General features: G+C 70.8%; 19 protein-coding genes. 2 read left to right on the forward strand and 17 right to left on the reverse strand.

Translation table 11 applies throughout. The annotated features are described in order from the left end of the window. Positions 1 to 42 precede the first annotated feature (42 nt). The gene (locus OH735_RS05840) at positions 43 to 594 is read left to right on the forward strand and encodes a hypothetical protein (RefSeq protein WP_406380041.1); all 552 of its coding nucleotides are present in this window, start codon (positions 43 to 45) and stop codon (positions 592 to 594) included. 80 nt (positions 595 to 674) lie between these two features. Here OH735_RS05840 and OH735_RS05845 read toward each other — a convergent pair whose 3' ends face one another. From OH735_RS05845 to pyrR, 14 genes are all read right to left on the reverse strand, one after another. After that, positions 675 to 2,819, reverse strand: coding sequence for a primosomal protein N' (locus OH735_RS05845; protein ID WP_406380043.1), 2,145 nt, complete (start codon positions 2,817 to 2,819; stop codon positions 675 to 677). 177 nt (positions 2,820 to 2,996) lie between these two features. Further along, entirely contained in the window at positions 2,997 to 4,205 is a 1,209-nt protein-coding gene (gene metK / locus OH735_RS05850) for a methionine adenosyltransferase (RefSeq protein WP_406380045.1), read from the reverse strand. A gap of 250 nt (positions 4,206 to 4,455) precedes the next feature. Further along, positions 4,456 to 5,658: a bifunctional phosphopantothenoylcysteine decarboxylase/phosphopantothenate--cysteine ligase CoaBC gene (coaBC, locus tag OH735_RS05855; protein WP_406380047.1), complete on the reverse strand. Its 1,203-nt coding sequence runs from the start codon at positions 5,656 to 5,658 to the stop codon at positions 4,456 to 4,458. A 152-nt stretch (positions 5,659 to 5,810) separates the two neighbouring features. After that, entirely contained in the window at positions 5,811 to 6,083 is a 273-nt protein-coding gene (gene rpoZ / locus OH735_RS05860; RefSeq protein ID WP_003970369.1) for a DNA-directed RNA polymerase subunit omega, read from the reverse strand. A gap of 113 nt (positions 6,084 to 6,196) precedes the next feature. Beyond that, the gene (gene gmk, locus OH735_RS05865) at positions 6,197 to 6,814 is read right to left on the reverse strand and encodes a guanylate kinase (protein ID WP_406380049.1); all 618 of its coding nucleotides are present in this window, start codon (positions 6,812 to 6,814) and stop codon (positions 6,197 to 6,199) included. Positions 6,815 to 6,852: 38 nt separating this feature from the next. Next, positions 6,853 to 7,176, reverse strand: a complete 324-nt coding sequence (locus tag OH735_RS05870; RefSeq protein WP_030584134.1) for an integration host factor — start codon at positions 7,174 to 7,176, stop codon at positions 6,853 to 6,855. Positions 7,177 to 7,420: 244 nt separating this feature from the next. Continuing rightward, positions 7,421 to 8,260: an orotidine-5'-phosphate decarboxylase gene (gene pyrF, locus OH735_RS05875; RefSeq protein ID WP_406380051.1), complete on the reverse strand. Its 840-nt coding sequence runs from the start codon at positions 8,258 to 8,260 to the stop codon at positions 7,421 to 7,423. Further along, on the reverse strand, positions 8,257 to 9,366 hold the full coding sequence (locus OH735_RS05880; RefSeq protein WP_406380053.1) for a quinone-dependent dihydroorotate dehydrogenase: 1,110 nt from the start codon (positions 9,364 to 9,366) through the stop codon (positions 8,257 to 8,259). Before OH735_RS05880 ends, pyrF begins: the two co-directional genes overlap by 4 nt. 72 nt (positions 9,367 to 9,438) lie before the next feature. Next, entirely contained in the window at positions 9,439 to 12,747 is a 3,309-nt protein-coding gene (gene carB / locus OH735_RS05885; RefSeq protein ID WP_406380055.1) for a carbamoyl-phosphate synthase large subunit, read from the reverse strand. Beyond that, the gene (carA, locus tag OH735_RS05890; RefSeq protein WP_406380057.1) at positions 12,740 to 13,882 is read right to left on the reverse strand and encodes a glutamine-hydrolyzing carbamoyl-phosphate synthase small subunit; all 1,143 of its coding nucleotides are present in this window, start codon (positions 13,880 to 13,882) and stop codon (positions 12,740 to 12,742) included. Before carA ends, carB begins: the two co-directional genes overlap by 8 nt. Beyond that, positions 13,879 to 14,460 carry a hypothetical protein gene (locus OH735_RS05895; protein ID WP_406380059.1) on the reverse strand — a complete coding sequence of 194 codons (582 nt, stop codon included), beginning with the start codon at positions 14,458 to 14,460 and terminating at the stop codon, positions 13,879 to 13,881. The genes carA and OH735_RS05895 overlap by 4 nt, the downstream gene beginning before the upstream one ends. After that, positions 14,457 to 15,743 (reverse strand): dihydroorotase, encoded by a 1,287-nt coding sequence (locus OH735_RS05900; protein ID WP_406380061.1) that lies wholly within the window; start codon positions 15,741 to 15,743, stop codon positions 14,457 to 14,459. The genes OH735_RS05895 and OH735_RS05900 overlap by 4 nt, the downstream gene beginning before the upstream one ends. Positions 15,744 to 15,745: 2 nt before the next feature. Then, a complete protein-coding gene (locus OH735_RS05905; RefSeq protein ID WP_406380063.1) occupies positions 15,746 to 16,732 on the reverse strand; it encodes an aspartate carbamoyltransferase catalytic subunit in 987 nt (328 codons plus the stop codon). Between the two features lie 93 nt (positions 16,733 to 16,825). After that, positions 16,826 to 17,410: a bifunctional pyr operon transcriptional regulator/uracil phosphoribosyltransferase PyrR gene (pyrR, locus tag OH735_RS05910; protein WP_406380065.1), complete on the reverse strand. Its 585-nt coding sequence runs from the start codon at positions 17,408 to 17,410 to the stop codon at positions 16,826 to 16,828. A 221-nt stretch (positions 17,411 to 17,631) separates the two neighbouring features. Between pyrR and bldD the strand changes: the two genes are divergently transcribed. Beyond that, complete coding sequence (bldD, locus tag OH735_RS05915) at positions 17,632 to 18,132, forward strand: transcriptional regulator BldD (RefSeq protein WP_266745093.1); 501 nt, start codon at positions 17,632 to 17,634, stop codon at positions 18,130 to 18,132. 187 nt (positions 18,133 to 18,319) lie between these two features. Here the strand turns inward: bldD and nusB are convergent, their stop codons facing one another. From nusB to OH735_RS05930, 3 genes are read right to left on the reverse strand one after another with little or no spacing between them, the layout of a single operon-like run. Then, on the reverse strand, positions 18,320 to 18,751 hold the full coding sequence (nusB, locus tag OH735_RS05920; protein ID WP_266745094.1) for a transcription antitermination factor NusB: 432 nt from the start codon (positions 18,749 to 18,751) through the stop codon (positions 18,320 to 18,322). Positions 18,752 to 18,753: 2 nt separating this feature from the next. After that, entirely contained in the window at positions 18,754 to 19,320 is a 567-nt protein-coding gene (gene efp / locus OH735_RS05925) for an elongation factor P (protein ID WP_406380067.1), read from the reverse strand. 50 nt (positions 19,321 to 19,370) lie between these two features. Then, positions 19,371 to 20,477, reverse strand: coding sequence for an aminopeptidase P family protein (locus tag OH735_RS05930; RefSeq protein ID WP_406380069.1), 1,107 nt, complete (start codon positions 20,475 to 20,477; stop codon positions 19,371 to 19,373). Between the last annotated feature and the right edge of the window lie 15 nt (positions 20,478 to 20,492).

The following is a 20,492-nucleotide window of genomic DNA, read 5'->3' on the forward strand; positions in this document are numbered from 1 at the left end:
TGCGGCCCGATCCCTTTCAACGCCGGTTCGAGAGGCTTCTTCATGGCCGACCACGCCACCCACGACGCCCAAGCGAGGGCCAGCCTGCATCTGTTGGTGCGGGACATCGAGCGGGTCCGGCGGCAGGTGGACGCGCTGCGCACGCTCACCGCCCAACTGGGCAACGTCTACCGTCCGCGCCGCTCCGGCCCGTCCACGGGCTTCGTCGTCTACGGCCGGGCCCCGGCCCCCACCGTCAGGCTGGCCCAGGAGCTGCGCGACAGCGTCGAGACCCTGGTCACCGCGGCAGTGGACTTCGACCGCTCGCTGGGCTTCTCCTGGGACGCGGTGGGCTCCGCGCTCGGGGTCACCAAGCAGGCGGTGCACCGCCGCTACGGCGCCCGCCGCAACGCCCGCCAGCCGGGAGCGGCGACCGAGCCCGCCGCCGAGACCACGGTGCCGCGCCCCCTGCCCATGGCACCCGGCTCCTCCAGTACCCCACCGCTGCCCGCCGTGCCCGCCGCACGCTCCATGCCACCGCAGCCCTCGGCGGACCGCCCGGCACTCCACGAGGATCTGCGCCCGGGCGCCTTCCCCGGCCCGCGCAACGGCTGACGCGCCACCCCGCCTCCTGCCCCGCCGCGCCCGACGCCCGGCGGGGCAGCCGCGTCCGCGCACCGGGTCCCGCCCCGCCGTCACCCGATGTCCGGCGGATCCACCCGGATCCGGACCTGCTCACCGCTCCCCCGGGCCATCCGCGCCGCTTGCGCCGCCTTCAACGCGGCCGCCAGCGCCGCCCCGCTCCCCGGCGGCACCCTGAGCAGGCCCCGCTCCCACCTCTCCCCCGGCGGTGCGTCCCCGGGCCTGCGGGGCCTGCCGGGTTCGGCGCCCGGCACCGGGACCGGTCCGAGCACCTCGGCGTCCGGCGGCAGTTCGGCGGCCGTGAGAAACGCGGCGAGCGCCTCCGGCGAACCGGTCACCGAAGCCATCCGGGACACCGGCGGAAAGCCGAGCTCGGCCCGCTCCGCCAACTCGCGGCGGGCGTGCCCGACCGGGTCCCAGCGCACCAGGGCCTGCACCGGCCGCAGGGTCGGCTCGGCGACGATCACCACCGTGCCGCCCTCCGGCTGCCCGCGCACCAGCGACGCCGCGGCCGTCCAGCGGCGCAGCGCCTCCTCGCCGGCCCGCAGGTCGGGGCGGCCGACCATTGCCCATCCGTCCAGCAGCAGCGCGGCCGCGTAGCCGCCCTCGGCGACGGGTTCGGCGCCCGGGGTGCTGACGACCAGGGCGGGCACGCCCGGCACCGAGTCCAGGATGTGATCGCGGCCCGACGTCCGGACCGGCACGGCCGGGAACGCGCGGCCGAGCTCCTCGGCGGTGCGACGGGCGCCGACGATCCGGGCCCGCAACCGGCTCCCGCCGCAGGCGGCGCAGTGCCAGGCGGTCTCGGCCCGTCCGCACCAGGCGCAGTCGAGATCCCGCTGATCCGGTGCCTGGAGCGGTCCGGCGCAGTGCCGGCAACGAGCGGGTTCACGGCAGCGCTCGCAGGCGAGACGGGGCGCGTATCCACGGCGCGGCACCTGTACGAGGACGGGGCCCTCGCGCAGCCCGTCCCGTACCGTCTGCCAGGCCAGGCTGGGCAGCCGGGCTGCCCGCGCGGCCCCGTCCCGCGCCAGCTCCCCGTCGCCGACCGTGCGCACCAGAGGCGCCGCGATCCACAGCTGCTCCCGGTCCGCGCGCAGCGGGAGCGCCCAGCCGCTCTCGACCAGCTGGGCGGCCTCCACGGTGCAGTTCGTGCCGCCGAGCAGGAACGCGCACCGGCCGTGCGCGGCCCGTAGTTCGAGCACTTCCCGGACGTGCGGGAAGGGGGCGTTGTCGTCGCTGTGGCTGGAGTCCCCGTCGTCCCAGACGGCGACCAGGCCGAGATCGGCGACTGGGGCGAACATCGCGGCCCTCGTCCCGACGACGGCCCGCACGGAGCCGCGCCGCACGGCGAGCCACTCCCGGTACCGCTTCTCCGGTCCGGAGTCGGCGGTCAGCAGGGCGTGGCGTCCCCGGCCGAGCAGCGTGGTGAGCGCGGCATCCACCCGGCCGGCGGCCCGGCCGTCGGGCACGACGACGAGGGCGCCGCGCCCGGAGGCGAGGGTCGCGGCCATGGCCCTGGCGATCTCCTCGGGCCAGTGCGGGCCGGGCAGTGCGGTCCAGACGGCCCGGGGCGCGCCGCCCTCGGCCAGTGCCCGCAGGAACGCGGGCCCCTGCGCGTATCTCTCCCAGCTGCCCGCCGACGGGGCGGGCGGCGGGGGCAGCGGCTCGGGCGAGGGCTTGGCCTCGGCCCGTCCGTTCCTGGGCGGCACGGCGAGCTGCAGCACATCGGCGAGGCTGCCCGCGTAACGGTCGGCGACCGCCCGCGAGAGGGCCAGCAGCTCCGGTCCCAGCACCGGTTCGGGGGACACGACGTAGGCGAGCGCGGCGAGGGCACCCGGGTAGTCCGATTCGGCGAGCCGCTCCACGAGGAACCCGTCGATCAATCCGCCGCCTTCGCGCCGGCCGCCGCGGACATTGCGCCCCCCGGCCCCGAACCGCACCCGCACCCGCACCCCGGGCTGAGCGTCGGCGTCGAGCTCCTCGGGGACGGCGTAGTCGAAGTACTGGTCGAGATGGAGCACGCCCTTGTTGACCAGCACCCGGGCGACGGGCAGCTCCTTGGCGAGCGCGGCGCCGCGCCAGGTCCGCGGCTTGGCCCGCGGCACCTTCGCCTTCCGTACCGTCTCCCGAATCAGCGCAAGCTGCTCCGGGGCCCCGCTCGCGGGGTCCTCGGATCGCTCGTTGTCGCTGCTCACAGCCAAATTCCTACCAGACACCACTGACAGCGGCCCCGGCGCGAGCGCACCGGCGGCCGCACGCACCGGGGCCCGGACACCGTGTGCGGCGTCCGGGCCCCGGCGTACAGACGGAGAGCAGCAGGCTCACGTGCCGGGAGCGACGGAGCCCGAGCGGGCTCCGTTCACCCCTGGTCGTTACAGCCCGGCCGCCGCGCGCAGCGCGTCCACGCGGTCGGTGCGCTCCCAGGTGAAGTCGGGAAGCTCGCGGCCGAAGTGGCCGTACGCGGCGGTCTGGGCGTAGATCGGGCGCAGCAGGTCGAGGTCGCGGATGATCGCGGCCGGGCGGAGGTCGAAGACCTCGCCGATGGCGTGCTCGATCTTCTCGGTGTCGACGGTGTTGGTGCCGAACGTCTCGACGAACAGGCCGACGGGCTCGGCCTTGCCGATGGCGTAGGCGACCTGTACCTCGCAGCGGGCGGCGAGGCCCGCGGCGACGACGTTCTTGGCGACCCAGCGCATCGCGTACGCCGCCGAACGGTCCACCTTGGACGGATCCTTGCCGGAGAACGCGCCGCCGCCGTGACGGGCCATGCCGCCGTAGGTGTCGATGATGATCTTGCGGCCGGTCAGACCGGCGTCGCCCATCGGGCCGCCGATCTCGAAACGACCGGTCGGGTTGACCAGCAGCCGGTAGCCGTCGGTGTCCAGCTTGATGCCGTCCTCGATCAGCTGCCCGAGCACGTGCTCGACGACGAACTCGCGGATGTCCGGCGCGAGCAGCGAGTCGAGGTCGATGTCGCTGGCGTGCTGCGAGGAGACGACGACCGTGTCGAGACGGACGGCCTTGTCGCCGTCGTACTCGATGGTGACCTGCGTCTTGCCGTCCGGGCGCAGGTACGGGATGGTCCCGTTCTTGCGGACCTCGGAGAGCCGTCGCGAGAGCCGGTGCGCGAGGTAAATCGGGAGCGGCATGAGCTCGGGCGTCTCGTCGCAGGCGTAGCCGAACATCAGGCCCTGGTCGCCGGCACCCTGCTTGTCGAGCTCGTCCTCATCGCCCTCGACCCGGTTCTCGTACGCGGTGTCGACACCCTGCGCGATGTCGGGCGACTGCGAACCGATGGACACCGAGACACCGCAGGAGGCGCCGTCGAAGCCCTTCTTGGAGGAGTCGTAGCCGATGTCGAGAACCTTGTTGCGCACGAGGGTCGGGATGTCGGCGTAGGCCTTGGTCGTGACCTCACCCGCAACATGCACCAGACCGGTGGTGATCAAGGTCTCGACGGCGACGCGGGACCGGGGGTCCTCACGGAGCAGCGCGTCGAGAATGGTGTCGCTGATCTGGTCAGCGATCTTGTCGGGGTGACCCTCGGTGACGGACTCCGAGGTGAAGAGACGGCGGGACACATCGCTCCCTGGGGTTGCAGCGGCTGCTGGCTGATCATTTGGCGGACGGCCGGGAGCTGCGCCCGGCACGGTCCGCAGGCCAGTTTATCGGTCACTTCCGTTCGGCGGACAACGTGTCTCGCCCTTTGGCAGTTCTGTGACCTGTGGCACGTCATGTGGCGGTGGGGAAATCGGCTGTCAGGAAAGCCATTTACTCCCATATTTCAAGGGTTTCGGCCTGCGCGAAGACAGGAGAAAGGGGAAAGGAATTTCATCCGAGCCGCGCCGACACGAGATCCCAGACCGTGTCGGCGAGCGCCTCCTTGGGGCCGTGGGGCACCGGGGTCTCACCGCCGTCGGCCGCGAGGACCACCGCTTCGTTCTCCTCGGAGCCGAATGTCCGGTGTTCCCCCACCTCATTGACGACGAGCAGATCGCAGCCCTTGCGGCGGAGCTTCTCACGGCCGTTGGCGAGGACGTCGTCGGTCTCGGCGGCGAAACCGACGACGATCTGGTCCGGGCGGGCGCGTTCGGCGGCGACCTCCGCGAGGATATCCGGATTGCGGACCAGTTTGATGGGCGCGGGCTCCTGGCCGTCCTTCTTCTTGATCTTCCCCCTCGCGTACTCCGCGGGGCGGAAGTCGGCGACCGCCGCCGCCATCACGACCGCATCGGCGTCCGCCGCGGCCTTCAGCACCGCCTCGCGAAGCTGTATGGCGGTCCCGGCGTGCAGGACGTCGGCGCCGGCCGGGTCGGGCAGGCCGGTGTTGGCCTCGACGAGGGTGACCCGGGCGCCGCGGGCGACCGCGGTGCGGGCCAGGGCGTAGCCCTGCTTGCCGGAGGAGCGGTTGCCGAGGTAGCGCACCGGGTCGAGCGGCTCGCGCGTACCACCCGCGCTGATCACGACGTGGCGGCCGGCCAGGTCGGCCTCGACGGGTCCGCGGGCCAGCACCCGGCGGCAGACCTCGAAGATCTCCCCAGGGTCCGGGAGCCGGCCCTTGCCGGTGTCGACGCCGGTGAGCCTGCCGACGGCGGGCTCGATGACGACGGCGCCGCGGCGGCGCAGCGTGGCGACGTTCTCCTGGGTGGCGGGGTGCTCCCACATCTCGGTGTGCATGGCGGGCGCGAAGACGACCGGACAGCGGGCGGTGAGGAGCGTGTTGGTGAGGAGGTCGTCGGCGAGGCCGTGGGCGGCCTTGGCGAGCACGTCGGCGGTGGCCGGGGCGACGACGACGAGGTCGGCGCCCTGTCCGATCCTGACGTGTGGCACCTCGTGGACGTCGTTCCAGACCTCCGTGGAGACCGGGTGGCCGGAGAGCGCCGACCAGGTGGCCGCCCCCACGAAGTGCAGCGCCGACCCGGTCGGGACGACGCGCACATCGTGACCGGACTCGGTCAGCCGGCGCAGCAGCTCGCACGCCTTGTACGCTGCGATGCCCCCGCTGACCCCAAGAACGACCTTCGGCTTCTCCACTGCGTCTCCCCGCACTCGGATACGAACACCCCCATGCTGCCTCACCGCGGCCGGTCCGAGGCTGTCGCCCCGGACACACCACGAAGACCCCGGACACATCACAGGCCCGGCGGTCGTGGCCGCCGGGCCTGTGATGAAGGTGCAAACCCTGCTTACTGCGCGGGGCCCTCGATGGCCTCGGAGGTGAGCAGGCCCGCGTTGATCTCGCGGAGCGCGATCGAGAGCGGCTTCTCGTGCACGTGGGTGTCGACGAGCGGACCGACGTACTCCAGGAGACCCTCGCCGAGCTGCGAGTAGTACGCGTTGATCTGACGCGCACGCTTGGCGGCGTAGATCACGAGGCTGTACTTCGAGTCGGTGGCCTCGAGGAGCTCATCAATCGGCGGGTTGATGATGCCCTCGGGCGTGGTGATGGAAGAGGACACTCTCTGCCTTCCGAAGGGGGGGTAAAGATCAAAGAAATCTTTGACAGTGCGGAGTTCCGTGATGCGCGTGGTTCCGTGATGCATGTGATTCCGTGATGCGCGTGTGCCGACCGTCAGTCGCTGTCGACACAGTGGCCGGAACCCTCCAGCATCAAGGCTAGCAGCTCACGGGCCACGTCCTCGACGGAGGTGTTGACCAGCGTCGTATCGAACTCGGATTCGGCGGCCAGTTCGATCCTGGCGGCGGCGAGCCGGCGCTCGATCACCTCGGCGGACTCGGTCCCGCGGCCGGTGAGCCGGCGGACCAGCTCCTCCCAGCTCGGCGGGGCCAGGAAGACGAGCCGGGCGTCCGACATCGACTGCCGGACCAGCCGGGCACCCTGGAGGTCGATCTCCAGCAGCACCGGCTCGCCCGCTTCCAGGCGCTCCAGCACGGCACGGCGGGGCGTGCCGTACCGGTTGCCCGCGAACTCGGCCCACTCCAGCAGCTCGCCGTTGGCGATCAGCTTGTCGAACTCGTCGTTGTCCACGAAGAAGTAGTGGACACCGTTGCGCTCGCCGGGGCGCGGCTTGCGGGTCGTCGCCGACACCGAGAGCCAAACCTCGGGGTGGGCCTTGCGCATATGGGCGACGACCGTGCTCTTGCCGACCCCCGAGGGGCCGGAGAGCACGGTCAGCCGCGGACGTACGTCCGGGGGTGCGGGGGACGTCCCCCGGGATGTTGCAGCCATGCAGCGATTATCCAGGTTCTCAGGAGTGCCTGAGAACGTCAGGCGGCGCTGCCGCCGAACTCACGCTCCAAGGATGCGATCTGGTTGGAGCCGAGGCCCCGGACCCGGCGACTCTCGGAGATGCCGAGCCGCTCCATGATCTGCTTGGCGCGGACCTTGCCCACGCCCGGCAGGGACTCCAGAAGGGCGGAGACCTTCATCTTGCCGATGACGTCGTTCTCCTGGCCCTGCTTGATGACCTCGTGGAGCGAGGCGCCGGAGTGCTTGAGTCGATTCTTGACCTCGGCCCGCTCCCGGCGAGCCGCGGCGGCCTTTTCGAGCGCGGCTGTGCGCTGTTCAGGGGTAAGGGGCGGAAGAGCCACGCCTACGTCACCTCGGATGTCGATCTGTCGGATACGGACCGGTGCGGAAGCTGGACGCTCCACACCAGGTGAGCGACGGACAACTTGTGTACGTCGGCTCTCGACGGAGACTAGCGGCCAAGGCCGTCCCAGTCAGCGAGAACCAACGAAAAGTCCTGGTCAGCCTCAGCCGACCAGGACATTTCGTGCATAACAACCGAGTTTTTTGGTCAGGATTCAGTCAACACCCGGTTACGTGGCATGGTCATGTACGTGCGACGGCCGTCCGGACCTCGTCCGTGAGCCGGTCGGCTGCCGCCCGCAGCCCCGCCGTGTCCGGTCCCCGGCTCAGTACGCCGCGGCTCACGCTGGGCACCACATTGCCCACCGCGTCGCCGAAGACACCGGGCAGATCGGCGGGCGTCGCGCCCTGGGCCCCGATCCCGGGGGCGAGCAGCGGGCCGTTTATGGCGAGATTCACACCCGCGTCCCCGAGCGTGGCGCCGACCACCGCGCCGACGGAGCCGAGCGGGGTCACGCCCTCGTTCTCTGCGGCCATGTGGTCGAGCATCACCTGGGCCAGCGAACGCCCGTCGGCGGCCGTGGCGCGCTGCACCTGTGCCCCTTCGGGGTTGGACGTCAGGGCGAGTACGAAGACGCCCGAGCCGGAGAGGACGGCCGCGTCGAGCGCCGGGCGCAGCGAGCCGAAGCCGAGGTACGGCGAGACGGTGACCGCGTCGGAGAACAGCGGCGAGTCCTTGTCCAGGTAGGTCGCCGCGTAGGCGCCCATGGTGGAGCCGATGTCGCCGCGCTTGGCGTCCATCAGGACGAGCGCGCCGGCCGCGCGCGCCTCCTCGACGGCCTTCTCCAGGACCGCGATGCCGCGCGAGCCGAAGCGCTCGAAGAACGCGGACTGCGGCTTGAGCACGGCGACCCGGTCGGCCAGTGCCTCGACGACGGTACGGGTGAACCGCTCCAGACCCGTGACGTCGTCGTTCAGGCCCCAGGCGGTGAGGAGCGAGGCATGCGGGTCGATGCCGACGCAGAGCGGCCCGCGGGTGTCCATGGCGTGGCGCAGACGTGCGCCGAACGGTTCCGGGATCATGCGGTGGCCTTCCTGGTCTGCGCGCCGACGGCTTCGGCGAGGGTGGCGTACGGGGATGCGGCCAGGCGCGCGGCCAGGCCCTTGTGGATCGCCCGGGCGTAGCACGGGCCCTCGTAGATGAAGGCGCTGTAGCCCTGGACGAGGGTGGCGCCGGCGAGGATGCGCTGCCAGGCGTCCTCGGCGTTCTCGATGCCGCCGACACCGACCAGGGTGATCCGGTCGCCCACCCGCGCGTACAGGCGGCCGAGGACCTCCAGGGAGCGTGCCTTGAGGGGCGCGCCGGAGAGTCCGCCGGTCTCCGCGACGAGGGACGGCGAGGACCTCAGGCCGAGGCCGTCCCTGGCGATGGTGGTGTTGGTGGCGATGATGCCGTCCAGTCCCAGCTCGACCGCGAGATCGGCGACCGCGTCGACGTCCTCGTCCGCGAGGTCCGGGGCGATCTTGACGAGCAGCGGGACCCGCCGGTCGGTGACGGTCCGGTCGGCCGCCTCGCGCACGGCGCTGAGCAGGGGGCGGAGCGCCTCGGTGGCCTGGAGGTTGCGCAGGCCGGGCGTGTTGGGCGAGGAGACGTTCACGACTAGGTAGTCGGCGTGGCGGGCGAGCCGCTCGGTGGACTTCACGTAGTCGCCGACCGCTTCGGCCTCCGGCACGACCTTGGTCTTGCCGATGTTGACGCCGACCGTGGTCCGGAAGACCGGGTTGCGGGTGGCCAGGCGCTCGGCCACGGCCGCGGAGCCCTCGTTGTTGAAGCCCATGCGGTTGATCAGCGCACGGTCCGCCACGAGGCGGAAGAGGCGCTTCTTGGGGTTGCCGGGCTGCGGCTCGCCGGTGACGGTACCGATCTCGATGTGGTCGAAGCCGAGCATCGACATGCCGTCGATCGCGACGGCGTTCTTGTCGAAGCCCGCGGCGAGGCCGAAGGGGCCGTGCATCCGCAGGCCGAGGGCCTCGGTGCGCAGCTCCTTGTGGCGGGGGGCGAGCACGGCGGCGACGAAGGTGCGCAGCACGGGGATGCGGGCCGCGAGGCGGATCCAGCCGAAGGCCAGGTGGTGCGCCTGCTCCGGATCCATCCGCCTGAAGACCAGCTGGAAGAAGAATTTGTACATCGGGGTGTCCTCGGTGTCCTCGGTGTCCTCACAGAGAGGGGGACACCGTTTCCGGTGTCCCCCTCTCGGCTGCTAGTCGCGGGCCGCGGTCAGATGCTCCGCGTGTTCCTGGAGGGAGCGGACGCCGACGTCTCCGTGGGTGAGCGCGTCGATGCCCTGGACCGCGGCGGCGAGCGCCTGGACCGTGGTCAGGCAGGGCACGGACCGGGCCACGGCCGCGGTACGGATCTCGTAGCCGTCGAGGCGGCCGCCCGTGCCGTACGGCGTGTTGACGATCAGGTCGACCTCGCCGTCGTGGATCAGCTGGACGATGGTCCGTTCGCCCTGCGGGCCCACGCCCTCGGACTGCTTGCGCACGACCGTGGCGTTGATGCCGTTGCGCTTGAGGACCTCGGCGGTGCCGGAGGTGGCGAGCAGCTCGAAGCCGTGGGCGACGAGTTCGCGCGCCGGGAAGATCATCGAGCGCTTGTCGCGGTTGGCGACCGAGATGAACGCGCGGCCCTTGGTCGGCAGCGGGCCGTACGCGCCGGACTGCGACTTGGCGTACGCCGTACCGAAGACCGAGTCGATGCCCATGACCTCACCGGTGGAGCGCATCTCCGGGCCGAGGACGGTGTCGACGCCGCGGCCGTGGATGTCGCGGAAGCGCGACCACGGCAGGACGGCCTCCTTGACGGAGGTCGGCGCGTCGGGCGGCAGGGTGCCGCCGTCGCCGTTCGCCGGGAGCAGGCCCTCCGCGCGCAGTTCGGCGATGGTCGCGCCCAGCGAGATCCGGGCGGCGGCCTTGGCGAGCGGGACCGCGGTCGCCTTCGAGGTGAAGGGGACGGTGCGCGAGGCGCGCGGGTTGGCCTCCAGGACGTACAGGATGTCGCCGGAGAGCGCGAACTGGATGTTGATCAGTCCGCGTACGCCGACGCCCTTGGCGATGCCCTCGGTGGAGGCCCGAAGCCGCTTGATGTCGTAGCCGCCGAGGGTGATCGGGGGCAGGGCGCAGGCGGAGTCGCCGGAGTGGATGCCGGCCTCCTCGATGTGCTCCATGACGCCGCCGAGGTAGAGCTCGGTGCCGTCGTAGAGCGCGTCGACGTCGATCTCGATCGCGTCGTCGAGGAAGCGGTCGACCAGGACCGGCCGGCTGGGGCTGATCTCGGTGGACTCGGCGATGTACGAGGAGAGCCGTGCCTCGTCGTACACGATCTCCATGCCGCGGCCGCCGAGCACGTACGACGGGCGTACGAGGACGGGGTAGCCGATCTCGTCGGCGATGGCCTTGGCCTCGTTGAACGTGGTGGCGGTGCCGTGCTTCGGGGCCGGCAGCCCGGCCTCGGCCAGGACGCGGCCGAAGGCGCCGCGGTCCTCGGCTGCGTGGATGGCCTCCGGGGACGTACCGACGACGGGCACGCCGTTGTCCTTGAGCGCCTGCGACAGACCCAGCGGGGTCTGGCCGCCGAGCTGGACGATGACACCGGCGACCGGGCCCGCGAGGGTCTCGGCGTGCACGATCTCCAGCACGTCTTCCAGCGTCAGCGGCTCGAAGTACAGGCGGTCGGAGGTGTCGTAGTCGGTGGAGACGGTCTCCGGGTTGCAGTTGACCATCACGGTCTCGTAGCCCGCGTCGCTCAGCGCGAAGGAGGCGTGGACGCAGGAGTAGTCGAACTCGATGCCCTGGCCGATGCGGTTGGGGCCGGAACCGAGGATGAGCACCGCGGGCTTGGTGCGGGACGCGACCTCGGACTCCTCGTCGTAACTGGAGTAGAAGTACGGCGTCTTCGCGGCGAACTCGGCGGCGCAGGTGTCGACCGTCTTGTAGACCGGGCGGATGCCCAACGCGTGCCGCACCTCACGGACGACGTCCTCGCGCAGGCCGCGGATGTCGGCGATCTGGGCGTCGGAGAAGCCGTGCCGCTTGGCCTCGGCGAGCAGCTCGGGGCCGAGCTCCTCGGCGGCGGCCAGCCCGTCGGCGATCTCCTTGATCAGGAAGAGCTGGTCGACGAACCAGGGGTCGATCTTCGTGGCGTCGAAGACCTCCTCCTGGGTGGCGCCGGCCCGGATCGCCTGCATGACGGTGTTGATCCGGCCGTCGGTCGGGCGGACCGCCTCGGCCAGCAGCTCGGCCTTGTCACCGGTCTCACCGGTGAAGGAGAACTGCGAGCCCTTCTTCTCCAGCGAGCGCAGCGCCTTCTGGAGCGCCTCGGTGAAGTTCCGGCCGATCGCCATGGCCTCGCCCACCGACTTCATGGTGGTGGTGAGGGTGGAGTCGGCGGAGGGGAACTTCTCGAAGGCGAAGCGCGGGGCCTTGACCACTACGTAGTCGAGGGTCGGCTCGAAGGAGGCCGGGGTCTTCTCGGTGATGTCGTTCGGGATCTCGTCGAGCGTGTAGCCGACGGCCAGCTTGGCGGCGATCTTGGCGATCGGGAAGCCGGTCGCCTTCGAGGCGAGCGCCGAGGAGCGCGAGACGCGCGGGTTCATCTCGATCACGATGACCCGGCCGTCGGTCGGGTCGATGGCGAACTGGATGTTGCAGCCGCCGGTGTCGACGCCGACCTCGCGGATGATCGCGATGCCGATGTCGCGCAGCCGCTGGTACTCGCGGTCGGTGAGCGTCATCGCCGGGGCGACGGTGATCGAGTCACCGGTGTGGACGCCCATCGGGTCGAAGTTCTCGATGGAGCAGACGACCACGACGTTGTCGTTCTTGTCGCGCATCAGCTCCAGCTCGTACTCCTTCCAGCCGAGGATGGACTCCTCCAGGAGCACCTCGGTGGTCGGCGAGAGGGTGAGGCCCTGGCCGGCGATGCGGCGCAGCTCGTCCTCGTCGTGCGCGAAGCCGGAGCCGGCGCCGCCCATGGTGAAGGAGGGACGGACGACCACGGGGTAGCCGCCGAGCGTCTCGACGCCCGCCAGGATGTCGTCCATGGAGTGGCAGATGACGGAGCGTGCGGACTCGCCGTAACCGATCTTCGCCTTGACGGCCTCGACGACGCCCTTGAAGAGGTCGCGGTCCTCGCCCTTGTGGATGGCCTCGACGTTGGCGCCGATGAGCTCGACGCCGTACTTCTCCAGGACACCGTTCTCGTGCATGGAGATCGCTGTGTTGAGCGCGGTCTGGCCGCCCAGCGTGGGCAGGAGCGCGTCGGGGCGCTCCTTGGCGATGATCTTCTCGACGAACTCGGGGGTGATCGGCTCGACGTACGTGGCGTCGGCGATCTCCGGGTCGGTCATGATCGTCGCCGGGTTGGAGTTGACCAGGATGACGCGCAGGCCCTCGGCCTTGAGCACGCGGCAGGCCTGGGTGCCGGAGTAGTCGAACTCGGCGGCCTGCCCGATGACGATCGGACCGGAGCCGATGACCAGGACGGACTGGATATCGGAGCGCTTAGGCACGCTGGCCCTCCATCAGGGAAACGAAGCGGTCGAAGAGGTACGCGGCGTCGTGCGGGCCCGCGGCCGCTTCGGGGTGGTACTGGACGCTGAAGGCCGGCTGGTCGAGGAGTTGGAGGCCCTCGACGACCTGGTCGTTCAGGCAGACGTGGGAGACCTCGGCGCGGCCGAACGCGGTGTCGGACACCTTGTCGAGCGGGGCGTCGACGGCGAAGCCGTGGTTGTGCGCGGTGACCTCGACCTTGCCGGTCGTACGGTCCTGCACGGGCTGGTTGATGCCGCGGTGGCCGTACTTCAGCTTGTACGTGCCGAAGCCGAGGGCGCGGCCCAGGATCTGGTTTCCGAAGCAGATGCCGAAGAGCGGGGTCTTCCGCTCCAGGACGCCTCGCATCACGGAGACCGGGTGGTCGGCGGTGGCCGGGTCGCCGGGGCCGTTGGAGAAGAAGACGCCGTCGGGCCGGACCGCGTACACCTCCTCCAGGGTGGCGGTGGCGGGCAGCACGTGCACCTCGATGCCGCGCTCGGCCATCCGGTGCGGGGTCATGCCCTTGATGCCGAGGTCGATCGCGGCGACGGTGAACTTCTTCGTGCCGATCGCGGGGACGACGTACGCCTCCTTGGTGGCGACCTCGGCGGAGAGGTCGGCGCCCAGCATCTCGGGGGCCTGCTGGACGCGGGCGAGCAGCGTGGCCTCGTCGGCGAGTGCGTCACCGGAGAAGATGCCGACGCGCATGGCGCCGCGCTCGCGCAGATGGCGGGTGAGGGCGCGGGTGTCGATGCCGCTGATGCCGACGACGCCCTGACGCTCCAGTTCCTCGTCGAGCGAGCGCCGCGAGCGCCAGTTGGAGGGCACCCGGGCGGGGTCGCGGACGACGTAACCGGAGACCCAGATCCGTCCGGACTCGGGGTCCTCGTCGTTCACACCGGTGTTGCCGACGTGCGGGGCGGTCATCACGACGACCTGGCGGTGGTACGAGGGGTCGGTCAGCGTCTCCTGGTAGCCGGTCATGCCGGTGGAGAACACCGCCTCGCCGAAGGTCTCCCCCACGGCCCCGTAGGCACGGCCGCGGAAGGCGCGGCCGTCCTCCAGGACGAGTACGGCGGGAGCTTGGGCGGCTCCCCGGGTGGAGATCGTCATCGTGCGGTGCCTTCCGTAGTGCTGGTGAGATGGTTGATGGCCTCGGCCCAGGCCGGGTGCTCGGCCGAGCGGTCGGAGCGGAATCCGGAATCGATCAGCTGGTCGCCGTGCGCCCAGGTGATGATCAGCAGGCCGCCCTCGGGGAGGACCTTGCCGGCGATGCCCTTGTCGAGCCGGGCCTCGCGCAGTGCGTCGGCCGGTACGAAGAAGCCGGCCGCCCCCGGGCGTACGACGTCGAGGCCCTGGTCGGTCAGGGTGAGCTCGACGCGGCTGCGGGTACCGAGGCCGTGGGCGACGATCCGGTCGAGCCACTGCCCGGCGGTCGTCGAGGCGTGGTACCGGCCGGTCAGCGTCAGCAGCTTCTCGCCGTCGGCGAACCCCTCCGGGGTCGTCCTGAGTTCCGGCAGAGCGGACTGGAGACTGCCCCGCCACTTCCATCCCTGGCGCATCAGCCAGTAGACGAAGGCGATGAGGACGAGCAGTCCGACGACCCAGCTGATGCGCGCGGGCCAGTCGGTCACTTCGGCCGACTTCTGCTCGGCGGCGAGCTGGAGGTACAGGGGGGTGAGTGATGTCACGCGAGCTTCCCGTCGACGACCGTGGCACGGCCCCGCAGGAAGGTTTGGGTGACTCGGCCCGGCAGCTCGCGACCCTCGTACGGAGTGTTGCGGCTGCGGGACGCGAAGCCTGCGGGGTCCACGACACCACGGTATGCCGGATCGACCAGGGTGAGGTTGGCGGGCTCACCGGCCGAGACGGGCCGGCCGTGTCCGTCGAGACGGCCGATGGCGGCCGGACGGAACGACATCCGGTCGGCGACGCCCGCCCAGTCGATGAGGCCGGTGTCGACCATCGTCTGCTGGACGACGGAGAGCGCGGTCTCCAGGCCCACCATGCCCATGGCGGCGGCGGCCCACTCGCAGTCCTTGTCCTCGTGCGGGTGCGGGGCGTGGTCGGTGGCGACGCAGTCGATGGTGCCGTCGGCGAGCGCCTCGCGCAGGGCCATGACGTCGGCCTCGGTGCGCAGCGGCGGGTTCACCTTGTAGACCGGGTTGTAGGACCGTACGAGCTCGTCGGTGAGGAGCAGGTGGTGCGGGGTGACCTCGGCGGTGACGTTCCAGCCCTTGGACTTCGCCCAGCGGATGATTTCGACGGAGCCGGCGGTCGACAGGTGGCAGATGTGCACCCGGGAGCCGACGTGGGCGGCGAGCAGGACGTCGCGCGCGATGATCGACTCCTCGGCGACGGCGGGCCAGCCGCCGAGACCGAGCTCCGCGGAGACGACGCCCTCGTTCATCTGGGCGCCCTCGGTGAGGCGGGGCTCCTGGGCGTGCTGGGCCACGACGCCGTCGAACGCCTTCACGTACTCCAGCGCGCGACGCATGATCACCGCGTCGTCGACGCACTTGCCGTCGTCGGAGAAGACCTTCACCCCGGCAGCCGAATCGTGCATGGCGCCGAGTTCGGCGAGCTTCTTGCCCTCCAGGCCGACGGTGACTGCGCCGATCGGCTGCACGTCGCAGTAGCCGGACTCCTTGCCGAGCCGCCAGACCTGCTCGACGACGCCGGCGGTGTCGGCGACCGGGAAGGTGTTCGCCATGGCGTGCACGGCGGTGAAGCCGCCGACGGCCGCGGCCTTGGTGCCGGTGAGGACGGTCTCGGAGTCCTCGCGGCCGGGCTCGCGCAGGTGGGTGTGGAGGTCGACGAGGCCGGGCAGCAGGATCCGGCCCGCCGCCTCGACGACGGTCGCGTCGCCGGCCTCGATGCCGGTACCGACGGCGGCGATGGTCTCGCCTTCGATCAGGACGTCCTGGGGTTCGCCGCCGAGGACCTTCGCGCCGCGGATAAGGATCTTGCTCATGGTTACTTGTTCTCCTCGGGACGGGACGGGGCGGCGGGGGCGGCGGATTCGTACCCGCCCAGCAGCAGGTACAGGACGGCCATGCGGATCGATACGCCGTTGGCGACCTGCTCGACGGCCGTGCACCGGTCGGAGTCGGCGACCTCGGCGGTGATCTCCATGCCGCGGACCATCGGGCCGGGGTGCATGACGACGGCGTGCTCGGGCATCTTCGCCATACGATCGCCGTCCAGGCCGTAGCGGCGGGAGTACTCGCGCTCGGTCGGGAAGTACGCGGCGTTCATCCGTTCACGCTGCACACGCAGCATCATCACCGCGTCGGACTTCGGCAGCACCTCATCCAGGCCGTAGCTGACGTCGCACGGCCACTGCTCGACGCCGACCGGGACGAGGGTCGGCGGGGCCACCAGTGTGACGTGGGCGCCGAGCGTGGTCAGCAGATGGACGTTGGAGCGGGCCACCCGGCTGTGCAGGATGTCGCCGACGATGGTGATCCGGCGGCCTTCGAGGTCGCGGCCGAGACCGCTGTCGGCCCCGACGAGACGGCGGCGCATGGTGAAGGCGTCCAGGAGTGCCTGGGTGGGGTGCTCGTGGGTACCGTCACCGGCGTTGACGACGGCGCCGTCGATCCAGCCGGAGGTGGCGAGGCGGTACGGGGCTCCGGAGGCGCCGTGCCGGATGACGACGGCGTCGGCGCCCATCGCCTCCAGGGTCAGCGCGGTGTCCTTGAGCGACTCGCCCTTGGAGACGGACGAGCCCTTCGCGGAGAAGTTGATGACATCGGCGGAGAGGCGCTTGGCCGCGGCCTCGAAGGAGATGCGGGTACGCGTCGAGTCCTCGAAGAAGAGGTTGACGACGGTACGGCCGCGCAGGGTCGGGAGCTTCTTGATCGGCCGGTCCGCGACCCGTGCCATCTCCTCGGCGGTGTCGAGGATCAGGACGGCGTCGTCGCGGGTGAGATCGGCGGCCGAGATGAGGTGACGCTTCATCTGGGTGTTCTCCGGAGGGCTGGAGGGTTCAGGCATGCGGGCGCGCGGAGGCGGCCGTACGGGCTCGGGGTACGCCGTACAGGTGGAGTGCGGTTACTGCGCGCCCGCGGGGGCGGTCCGCTGGACACCGAGCAGCACGGCGTCGCGGCCGTCCTCCTCGGCGAGCTGGACCTTGACCGTCTCCCGCAGCGACGTGGGGAGGTTCTTGCCGATGTAGTCGGCACGGATCGGGAGTTCGCGGTGACCGCGGTCGACGAGGACCGCGAGCTGCACCGCGCGGGGCCTGCCGATGTCGCCCAGCGCGTCGAGCGCGGCGCGGATCGTGCGGCCCGAGAAGAGGACGTCGTCGACGAGGACGACCAGGCGGCCCTCGATACCCTCGCCGGGGATCTCGGTGCGGGCCAGGGCGCGCGCCGGGCGCAGCCGCAGGTCGTCGCGGTACATGGTGATGTCGAGGGAGCCGACCGGCATCTTCCGGCCGGTGATCTCCTGGAGTTTTTCGGCGAGCCGGCGGGCGAGGAAGACGCCCCGCGTCGGGATGCCGAGGAGCACCACGTCGTCGGCGCCCTTGGCGCGTTCGACGATCTCGTGGGCGATCCGGGTCAGTACCCGGGCGATGTCGGGAGCCTCCAGAACGGGGCGTGCCGCGTTGCCGGTGGCTTCGTGCTGTGCGTCCATAAGAAACGGACCTCCTTCTCCGCCTCACGGGACGGACCTTAAAGGACGTCGAAATTGCGTCATCAATGTTACCAGGGCTGGTGCCAGGCTCTGGTCGCACCCCCGGAAGGTGCCGGTCCGGACCATTCGGCTTGACGCAACCAAGTAACGCTGCGTAACCTCACAGTGAGTTACCAGCCACGCGGCGGAGCCGCAGAATGTCCCAGCGTCCGGGGAGCCTTATGTCCAGCGAATACGCAAAACAGCTCGGGGCCAAGCTCCGTGCCATCCGCACCCAGCAGGGCCTCTCCCTCCACGGCGTGGAGGAGAAGTCGCAGGGCCGCTGGAAGGCCGTCGTGGTCGGTTCGTACGAGCGCGGCGACCGTGCCGTGACCGTACAGCGCCTCGCCGAGCTCGCGGACTTCTACGGGGTCCCGGTGCAGGAGCTCCTGCCCGGCACGACGCCCGGCGGGGCCGCCGAGCCGCCGCCGAAGCTCGTCCTGGACCTGGAGCGCCTCGCCCACGTCCCGCCGGAGAAGGCCGGACCGCTGCAGCGCTACGCGGCGACGATCCAGAGCCAGCGCGGCGACTACAACGGCAAGGTGCTCTCGATCCGTCAGGACGACCTGCGCACACTGGCCGTCATCTACGACCAGTCGCCGTCCGTGCTGACGGAACAGCTGATCAGCTGGGGCGTACTGGACGCGGAAGCGCGCCGCGCCGTCGCTCACGACGAGGGCTGAGGCCCCTTCGCAGAAACGTGCCGCCGTGTCGACGCGGGCCCCTTCCGGGAGTCCCGTCGACACGGCGTTCTCGTTTTTCTACGGCAACTTTCTACGGCAACCGGGTGCGCGGCGAGCCGGCGCACTCATGCCGAAGGGCCCACCGCCATCCGACCGTGGGCCCTTCGTCGGCTGACCGCCGCCGGGGCTACTGCTCCCGGCGAAGGTTCGGCTTGAGGTCCTTGAACCGGGCGAGCAGCCCGTTCACGAAGGACGGGGAGTCATCGGTGGAGAACTCCTTGGCGAGCTGGACCGCCTCGTCGATCACCACCGCGTCCGGGGTGCCGTCCTCCCAGATCAGCTCGTAGGCACCGAGCCGCAGGATGTTCCGGTCGACGACCGGCATGCGGTCGATCTCCCAGTCCACGGCGTAGGTCACGATGAGGTCGTCGATCCGGTCCGCGTACTGCGCGTACCCCTCGACGAGCTCCATCGTGTACTCGGTGACCGGCGGCTGACGGGTGTCGGTCCGCGAGTGCCGCACCCAGTCCGCGAGGACCGTCTGCACGGACTCACCGCGCTGGTCGGCCTCGAAGAGGATCTGGAAGGCGCGCTTGCGGGCCTTGTTCCGGGCAGCCACGGTTAGCTGTTCACCCGGCCGAGGTAGTCGCCCGTGCGGGTGTCGACCTTGATCTTCTCACCCGTGGTGATGAAGAGCGGGACGCCGATCTCGTAGCCGGTCTCCAGCGTGGCGGGCTTGGTGCCACCGGTGGAGCGGTCGCCCTGGACGCCCGGGTCGGTGTGCTGGACCGTCAGCTCGACGGCGGCGGGCAGCTCGACGTAGAGCACCTCGCCCTCGTGCTGGGCGACGGAGGCGGTGAAGCCCTCGATCATGAAGTTGGCGGCGTCGCCGACAGCCTTGCGGTCGACCATGAGCTGGTCGTACGTGTCCATGTCCATGAAGACGAAGTACTCGCCGTCCATGTACGAGAACTGCATGTCGCGACGGTCGATGGTGGCCGTTTCGACCTTTACGCCGGCGTTGAACGTCTTGTCGACGACCTTGCCGGACAGCACGTTCTTGAGCTTGGTGCGCACGAAGGCCGGGCCCTTGCCGGGCTTGACGTGCTGGAACTCGACGACGGACCAGAGCTGGCCTCCGTCGAGCTTGAGCACCAGGCCGTTCTTGAGGTCGTTCGTGGAAGCCACGGTTGCGGAATCTCCTGGACTGAAGCTGGTGGAACGACCGAGGATGCGCGCTAGAGCGCGAGCAGCTCCTTGGTCGTAATGGTGAGTAGCTCGGGTCCGCCGTCCGCCTCGGGGCGCACGACGAGCGTGTCATCGATCCGGACTCCGCCCCGGCCCGGGAGGTGGACCCCCGGTTCGACGGTGACCGGTACACAAGCGTCCAGTTTACCCATGGCCGCAGGTGTCAGCTGCGGGTCCTCGTCGATTTCTAGCCCCACCCCGTGCCCCGTCCACGGTGCCAGGCTCCGGCCGTGGCCCGCGGAGTCCAGGATGTGACGGGCCGCGCGGTCCACATCGCGGTAGGCCGCGCCCGGTACGAGCGCCTCGCGGCCGGCTCGCTGAGCGGCGAAAACCAGGTCGTAGAGCTCGATCTGCCAGTCGGCGGGCGTCGTCCCGATGACGAACGTGCGGCCGATCTCGCAGCGGTAGCCGCGATAGTTGGCGCCGAGGCAGACGGAGAGAAAATCCCCTTCCTCCACCCGTCGGTCCGAGGGGCGGTGGCGGCCCTGGCCGGAGTTCGGGCCGGTGGCCACGGAGGTGGGGAAGGCGGGGCCGTCTGCGCCGTGGTCCACCAGGCGGCGCTCCAGCTCCAGGGCGAGATGGCGTTCGGTGCGGCCCACCAGGATCGATTCAAGGAGCTCGCCCAGGGCCTGATCGGTGATCTCGGCGGCGATCCGCAGACAGGCGATCTCCTCCTCGTCCTTGACGACCCGGAGCTGCTCGACGGTGGCACCGAGATCGGCGAGCCGGAGCCGCGGGGCGACCGAGCCCATGGCCCGGTGGCGGGAGACCGTCAGGTGGTGCTCCTCCACGGCCAGGGACTCCGCACCCCGGGAACCGGCCAGAGCGGCGGCCGCGACCACCGGATCGCCGTCACTGTCCGGCAGCGGGGACACCCGCAGCCGATCGTCCGTGCGGCCGTCGGAGGGATCGTCGGCCAGGTCGCGGGGGCAGAGCAGCACGTCCTCGCCGGGGCTGAGCAGCAGCACGGCACCCGGGGGCGCTCCGCCCGCAAGATAGCGGACGTTGGCGGGGCGGGAGACCAGAGCGGCCGCGGATCCGACGGCGGCGCACCGGTCACGGAGCTCCCCGCGGCGGACGGCGTACACGTCTGACATGTCACGAGCCTACGA

Source organism: Streptomyces sp. NBC_01618 (assembly GCF_045209435.1).
GTDB lineage: Bacteria > Actinomycetota > Actinomycetes > Streptomycetales > Streptomycetaceae > Streptomyces.